The organism is Actinomadura sp. KC345, from assembly GCF_004348515.1.
In the GTDB taxonomy this organism is placed as follows: Bacteria; Actinomycetota; Actinomycetes; order Streptosporangiales; family Streptosporangiaceae; genus Spirillospora.
Genome location: NZ_SMKH01000379.1, coordinates 1 through 6373, shown reverse-complemented (window position 1 = coordinate 6373; position 6373 = coordinate 1). Strand labels below are relative to the sequence as shown.

The 6373-nt window shown below is 73.1% G+C and carries 8 protein-coding genes; all 8 read right to left on the bottom strand.

Annotation, left to right across the window (positions count from 1 at the left end):
- Positions 1-74 precede the first annotated feature (74 nt).
- The 8 genes from E1281_RS35915 to E1281_RS35880 all read right to left on the bottom strand — a co-directional run bounded on the left by E1281_RS35915 (position 75) and on the right by E1281_RS35880 (position 6372).
- Entirely contained in the window at positions 75-344 is a 270-nt protein-coding gene (locus E1281_RS35915; protein WP_243717742.1) for a hypothetical protein, read from the bottom strand.
- A 108-nt stretch (positions 345-452) separates the two neighbouring features.
- Positions 453-1838, bottom strand: a complete 1386-nt coding sequence (der, locus tag E1281_RS35910; protein ID WP_165959253.1) for a ribosome biogenesis GTPase Der — start codon at positions 1836-1838, stop codon at positions 453-455.
- A gap of 34 nt (positions 1839-1872) precedes the next feature.
- Entirely contained in the window at positions 1873-2535 is a 663-nt protein-coding gene (cmk, locus tag E1281_RS35905; protein WP_243717741.1) for a (d)CMP kinase, read from the bottom strand.
- A 159-nt stretch (positions 2536-2694) separates the two neighbouring features.
- Entirely contained in the window at positions 2695-3786 is a 1092-nt protein-coding gene (locus E1281_RS35900; RefSeq protein ID WP_279433683.1) for a prephenate dehydrogenase, read from the bottom strand.
- 56 nt (positions 3787-3842) lie between these two features.
- A complete protein-coding gene (aroH, locus tag E1281_RS35895; RefSeq protein WP_131884158.1) occupies positions 3843-4205 on the bottom strand; it encodes a chorismate mutase in 363 nt (120 codons plus the stop codon).
- Between the two features lie 31 nt (positions 4206-4236).
- Positions 4237-4968, bottom strand: a complete 732-nt coding sequence (locus tag E1281_RS35890; protein WP_131884157.1) for a pseudouridine synthase — start codon at positions 4966-4968, stop codon at positions 4237-4239.
- The gene (gene scpB / locus E1281_RS35885) at positions 4965-5540 is read right to left on the bottom strand and encodes an SMC-Scp complex subunit ScpB (protein WP_131884156.1); all 576 of its coding nucleotides are present in this window, start codon (positions 5538-5540) and stop codon (positions 4965-4967) included. Before scpB ends, E1281_RS35890 begins: the two co-directional genes overlap by 4 nt.
- Positions 5533-6372: a segregation/condensation protein A gene (locus E1281_RS35880; protein WP_131884155.1), complete on the bottom strand. Its 840-nt coding sequence runs from the start codon at positions 6370-6372 to the stop codon at positions 5533-5535. Before E1281_RS35880 ends, scpB begins: the two co-directional genes overlap by 8 nt.
- Position 6373 lies beyond the last annotated feature (1 nt).

Sequence of the window (6373 nt, the reverse complement as noted above, 5' to 3'; positions counted from 1 at the left end):
GCCCCGTCGCGGGCGAGCCGCGCCGCGAACGCTAGCCGCGGCCGCGACCCGGTCGGCCTTCGCGGGCCACCGCCTCAGCGGTCGTGGTTGCGCATGTTGCGGACGGACTTGGTGGTCTCGTAGCTGCCCCGCTCGTCGTCCAGCCGCACGTCGTCGCGGTCGGTGAACATGGCGACGAAGGCGACCAGGAGGCCGACACCGCCGATCCACGGCTCCGCCCAGGCGAAGCTGAGCGCCACGCAGACGGCGGCGACGGACAAGAGCAGCAGCAGCTTCACGTGGCACCCCTCGACCCGTGCCCTGGCGTCCAGACGGCCGCCCCGGCGCGTACGTGCACTTCCCACGGGATCTCCGAGTAATGGAAGACTTACCCAGGGCCCGCAGAATGCATCCTGACATGCCACGGCCCGCCCGGGAAAGATCCCCGGCGGGCCGCCCGCCGAATATTTCCGTTACTTACGGCCCTTGCCGCGCTTCTCCCGGATCTTCATCGTGATGTCGAGGGGCGTCCCGGCGAAGCCGAACTCCTCGCGCAGCCGCCGCTCGATGAAGCGCCGGTAGCCCTCCTCAAGGAACCCGGAGGTGAACAGCACGAACCGCGGCGGCCGCACCCCGGCCTGCGTCGCGAACAGCACGCGCGGCTGCTTGCCACCCCGTACCGGGTGCGGATGCGAGTTCACGAGGTCGGCGAAGAACTGGTTCAGCTTGGACGTCGGGACGCGGGTACCCCAGCCCTCCAGGGCCGTCTCGATGCCCGGCACCAGCTTCTCCATGTGACGGCCGGTCTTGGCGGAGATGTTCACCCGCGGCGCCCAGCGCGCGTTGTGGAGCTGCCGGTCGATCTCCCGCTCCAGGTAGTGGCGGCGCTCCTCGTCCAGCAGGTCCCACTTGTTGTAGGCGACGACGAGCGCCCGGCCCGCGTCGATCACCATCGAGATGATCCGCAGATCCTGCTCGGCGAGCGGCTGGTCGGCGTCCACCAGCACGACCGCGACCTCGGCGCGCTCCAGCGCCGACTGGGTGCGCAGCGTCGCGTAGAAGTCGGCGCCCTGGTTCTCCCGGTGCCGCCGCCTGATCCCGGCCGTGTCGATGAACCGCCACGTCCTCCCGCCGAGTTCGATCAGCTCGTCGACCGGGTCGCGGGTCGTCCCGGCCACCGCGTCCACGACGGCGCGCTGCTCCCCCGCCACCTTGTTCAGCAGGCTCGACTTGCCGACGTTCGGACGGCCCAGCAGCGCCACCCGGCGCGGACCGGACGGCTCGCCGAACGTCTCCGGCGGCGCCTCCTGCGGCAGCGCCTCCAGCACCGCGTCGAGCAGGTCGCCGCTGCCGCGCCCGTGCAGGGCGCTGACCGGGTGCGGCTCGCCGATGCCGAGCGACCACAGCAGCGCCGCGTCGGACTCGGCGGCCACGCCGTCGACCTTGTTCGCGACCAGCACCACCGGCTTGCCGGACCGGCGCAGGATCTCCACCACGGCCTCGTCCACGTCGGTCGCGCCGACCGTCGCGTCCACGACGAACATCACGACGTCGGCCAGCTCGACGGCCAGCCGCGCCTGCTCGGCGATCGCCGCGGCGAGGCCGGACGCGTCCGGCACCCATCCGCCGGTGTCGACGACGGTGAACCGGCGGCCGCTCCACGACGCGTCGTAGGCGACCCGGTCGCGGGTCACACCGGGCACGTCCTCCACGACGGCCTCGCGGCGGCCGAGGATCCGGTTGACCAGGGTGGACTTGCCGACGTTCGGCCGCCCCACCACGGCCACGACCGGCGCGGGCCCCGCGTCCTCGGGGACGTCCTCGGCGGCGTCCACCGTCTCGATCTCGTAATCGCTCACTGTCCCGTCTCCGCGGGGCCCTCAGGCCGCCCGCTCACTCATGCTCTTTGGCGAGGCGGACGATCGCCTCGATGACCTCGGCGAGGCTCAGCTCCGTCGAGTCGATCTCGTGCGCGTCCCCCGCCCTGGTCAGCGGCGACGCCTTCCGGGTGGAGTCGAGCCGGTCGCGCCGCGCCTGCTCGGTCTGCGTGACCGCCACCGACGCGCCCGGGTCGGCCGCGAGTTCCCCCGCCCGGCGCCGTGCCCGTGTCTCCTCGCTGGCGGTCAGGTACACCTTGACCGGCGCGTCCGGGGCGACGACCGTGCCGATGTCGCGTCCCTCCACCACGATCCCCCCGGTCCCGATGATCTCGCGCTGCAGCTCGACGAGCCGGGTGCGGACCGCCGGGACGGAGCTGACGGCGCTGACCGCGTTCGTCACCTCGCGGGTGCGGATCGGGCCGGACACGTCCGTCCCGCCGACCGTGATCGCCGGCGCGTCCGGGTCGGTGCCGGACTCGATGACCGGTTCGTGCGCGCGGGCCGCGACGGCGCTCGCGTCCTCGACCGGCACGCCGCTGTCCAGCATCCACCACGTCATGGCACGGTACATCGCGCCGGTGTCCAGGTAGCGGAGCCCGAGCGCGCGGGCGACGCCCTTGGACGCACTGGACTTGCCCGACCCGGAGGGTCCGTCCATGGCGATGACGAGCGGCACGATCGCTCCCTCTCTGTTCCGTTGAGGCGCCCTCCGGCGCGGAGCCGCGGGCGGATCGGCGGCGCTCGCCGCCACGCGAGTGCGCGGACGCCCCCGGTCCGGCCCCGGCGAACCAGGCTACCGGCACCGCCCCACTCCCCGGACCGCTCCGGCCGGGCGTCAGCCGGGGACGGACCAGCCGCGGGCGCGGAGTTCGGCGGCCAGGCGCTCGGCCGCCTCCGGGACCACCGCCAGCTCCAGGACGCCCAGCGGGCGGCCCGGCGAATGCTCGATCGCCACGTCCTCGATGTTGACGCCCGCGATCCCCGCCGCCTGGAAGATCATCGCCAGCTCGCCGGGACGGTCCGGGATGACCACCTGGACGGTGGCGTAGGCGGGCTGGTCCCCGCCGTGCTTGCCGGGGATGCGGGAGCGGCCGGCGTTCCCGCGCAGCAGCAGGTCCGCCACGTGGGCGGCGGCCTCCTCGCTGCCGTCGCGCAGCAGCGACGCCGCCACCGCGAGGTCGGTCGCGACGGCCTCCAGCACGTCGGCGACCGGCGCCGAGTTCGCCGACAGGATCCCGATCCAGAGCCGGGGGTCGCTGGCCGCGATCCGGGTGACGTCCCGGACGCCCTGCCCCGACAGCCCGAGCGCCACGTCGTCGGCGCCGGTGAGGCGGGCGGCCACGGCGGCCGACACCACGTGCGGGCCGTGCGACACCAGGGCGACGGCCCGGTCGTGCTCGGCGGCGTCCACCCGCACGGGCATCGCGCCGCACGCCCGGGTGAGGCCGGTGACGACCTCGACCGTCTCCGGCGTCGCCTCCGCGGGCGCGCACAGCGCCCACGGGCGGCCGAGGAACAGGTCCGCGCGGGCGGCGGCCGGACCCGACCGCTCGCTGCCCGCGAGGGGGTGCCCCGCCACGAACGTCGTCAGGTCGCAGCCCAGCTCGGCGGCCTGCGCCAGGGGCAGCGCCTTCACGCTCGCCACATCGGTGTAGGCGGTGGCGAGGCCCCGCTTCTGCGCGTCCAGCAGCGTCACCGCCACCGCGGCCGGGGGCACCGCGAGCACCGCCAGGTCGGCGGGCTCCTCGTGCGCCCCGTCCGGCAGCGCCTCGCCGGCGCCCAGCTCGACCGCCAGCTCCAGCGCGGCCGCGTCCCGGTCGACCAGCAGCACCTCGGCGCCGCGCTCCCGCATGGCCAGGGCGATCGAGGTCCCGATCAGCCCCGTCCCCACCACGATGATGCGCCGCGCCACCACGTCCTCACTCACGCCCAAACCCTACTGTGCCCCGCCGGGTGCCTCCGGCGTCCCGCCCGGCGAGGGCGCTACTGCGCGATGTCGAGGCGGAGGGCCGTGGCGCCGCGCAGGTAGACGTGCTGGACGTCCGCGCGGGGACGGCCGGTCTCGATGTGGGCCATCAGCCGGATGACCCGGGGCAGCGCGCCGGGGACGGCGATCTCCGACGCGCACAGCAGCGGCACGTCGTGGAAGCCGAGCTTGCGGGCGGCGAGCGCCGGGAACTCCGCCGTCAGGTCCGGCGTGGTCGTGAAGACGACGCTGATGACGTCGTCGGTGCTCAGCCCGTTGCGGGACATCACCTCGGAGACGAGCTCCGTGGTCGCCTCCAGGATCTGTTCCCGGTCGTCGGCCTCGACCTGCGTCGCCCCGCGGACCGCGCGTACCGCCACAGCCGTTTCCCCCTCCTCGTGCCCCGCCGGCCTACAGCCCGACGGACTTGTACAGCTCGCCGACCTCCTGGACGGTCAGCGCCCGCATCGTGCCCGGCTTCAGCGAACCCAGCCTGATCGGCCCGAACTCTATTCGGGCGAGCTGCTGGACGGGGAACCCGACCTCCTTCAGCAGCCGCCGGACGATGTGCTTGCGCCCCTCGTGCAGGGTGATCTCGACCAGGATGCGCTTGCCGACCTGGTCGAAGATCCGGAACTTGTCGGCCTTGGCCGGGCCGTCGTCCAGCGTCACCCCGGCCCTCAGCCGCCTGCCGAGGTCCCGCGGGATCGGCCCGTGGATCTCGGCCAGGTAGGTCTTGGAGACGCCGTAGCTCGGATGGGTGAGGCGGTGCGACAGCTCGCCGTCGTTGGTGAGCAGGATCAGGCCCTCGGTGTCGGTGTCCAGCCGGCCGACGTGGAACAGCCGCTCGGGCACGTCGACGTACTCGGCGAGGGACTTGCGGCCCCGCTCGTCCGACATCGTGCTCACCACGCCGCGCGGCTTGTTGATCGCGTAGTAGCGCATCTCGGCGCGGGTCTCGACACGCTTGCCGTCCACGTGGATGACGGCGCTCCGGGGGTCGACGCGCTCACCGAACCGGAACACCTTCTTCCCGTCGACGGTGACGCGGCCCTCGCCGATCAGCTCCTCGCAGTGGCGGCGGCTGCCGATCCCGGCCTCGGCCAGGACCTTCTGCAGCCGCACGCCCTCGTTCTCGGTCACGTTCCCTCAACAATGTCTTCTGGCAGGTCGTCGGGCAGGAAGGGGGCGAGCTCGGGCAGCTCGTCGAGGTCGCGGAGCCCGAGCCGTTCCAGGAAATAGCCGGTGGTGCGGTACAGGTGCGCCTGGGACTCGGGGTCCTGCCCCGCGTCCTCGACCAGGCCGCGCAGCGTCAGCGTGCGCATCACCCCGTCGCTGTTGACGCCGCGGATCGCCGACACGCGCGCACGGCTCACCGGCTGCCGGTACGCCACGACGGCGAGCGTCTCCAGCGCGGCTTGCGTGAGCTTCGCCTGCTGCCCGTCGGTGACGAAGCGCTCCACCACCGGGGCGCACACGTCCCGGGTGTAGAACCGCCAGCCTCCGGCGACCTCCCTCAGGTCGAACCCGCGGCCCTGCTCGGTGTATTCCGCGGCCAGCTCCCGCAGCGTGCCCGCGACCTCGCCGCGTGGGCGTTCCAGCAGCTGCGCGAGCGTCATCTCGGTGACGGGCTCGTCCACCACCAGCAGGATCGCCTCGATCGAGGCGCGCAGCCCCGGAAGCTCCGGCGCGTCCGCGCCGGATTCCTCAGTCATCGTCTCCCTCGTCCCTCTGGTCCTTCGCGTCGTCCTTCTTGGGGGCGCCCTCGTAGTCGTCGCCCACCTCCACGTCGCCCTCGTCGCTGCCGACCCACGTGACGTGCAGCTCGCCGAGGGGCTCCTCCTGCTCGAACGTGACGTTCTGGTCCCGGTACAGCTCCAGCAGGGCCAGGAACCGGGCGACGACCTCGTAGGTGCCCTCGGCGTCGGACGCGAGGACGCGGAACGTCGTGACGCGGAGCCTGCGGAGCCGCTCCACGACGATCGCGGCCTGCTCGGTGACGCTGGCCTTCGGCTGGTAGATGTGCTCGACGGAGACCGACGGGGGCTCCTTGGGCGTGAAGGCCCTGGCGGCGAGGCGGGCGAACTCCTCGGGCCCGAGGCCGAGCAGCACCTCGGGCAGCAGGTTCGCGAACCGCGGCTCCATCGGCACGACGCGGGGGAACCGGCGGCTCGCGTCGGCGATCCGCCGGGCGAGCACCTGCGCGACCTCCTTGTAGGCGCGGTACTGGAGCAGCCGCGCGAACAGCAGGTCGCGGGCCTCCAGCAGGGCCAGGTCGTCCTCGTCGTCGACCTCGCCGGACGGCAGCAGCCGGGCGGCCTTGAGGTCGAGCAGGGTCGCGGCGACGAGCAGGAAGTGGCTGGCCTGGTCGAGGTCCCAGTCCCTGCCGTGGGAGCGGATGTGCGCGATGAAGTCGTCGGTGACCTTGTGGAGCGACACCTCGGTGATGTCGAGCTTGTGCTTGGAGATCAGCCCGAGCAGCAGGTCGAACGGCCCCTCGAAGTTGTCCAGGTGGACGTGGAAGCCCTGCTCCTCTCTCTTATACACA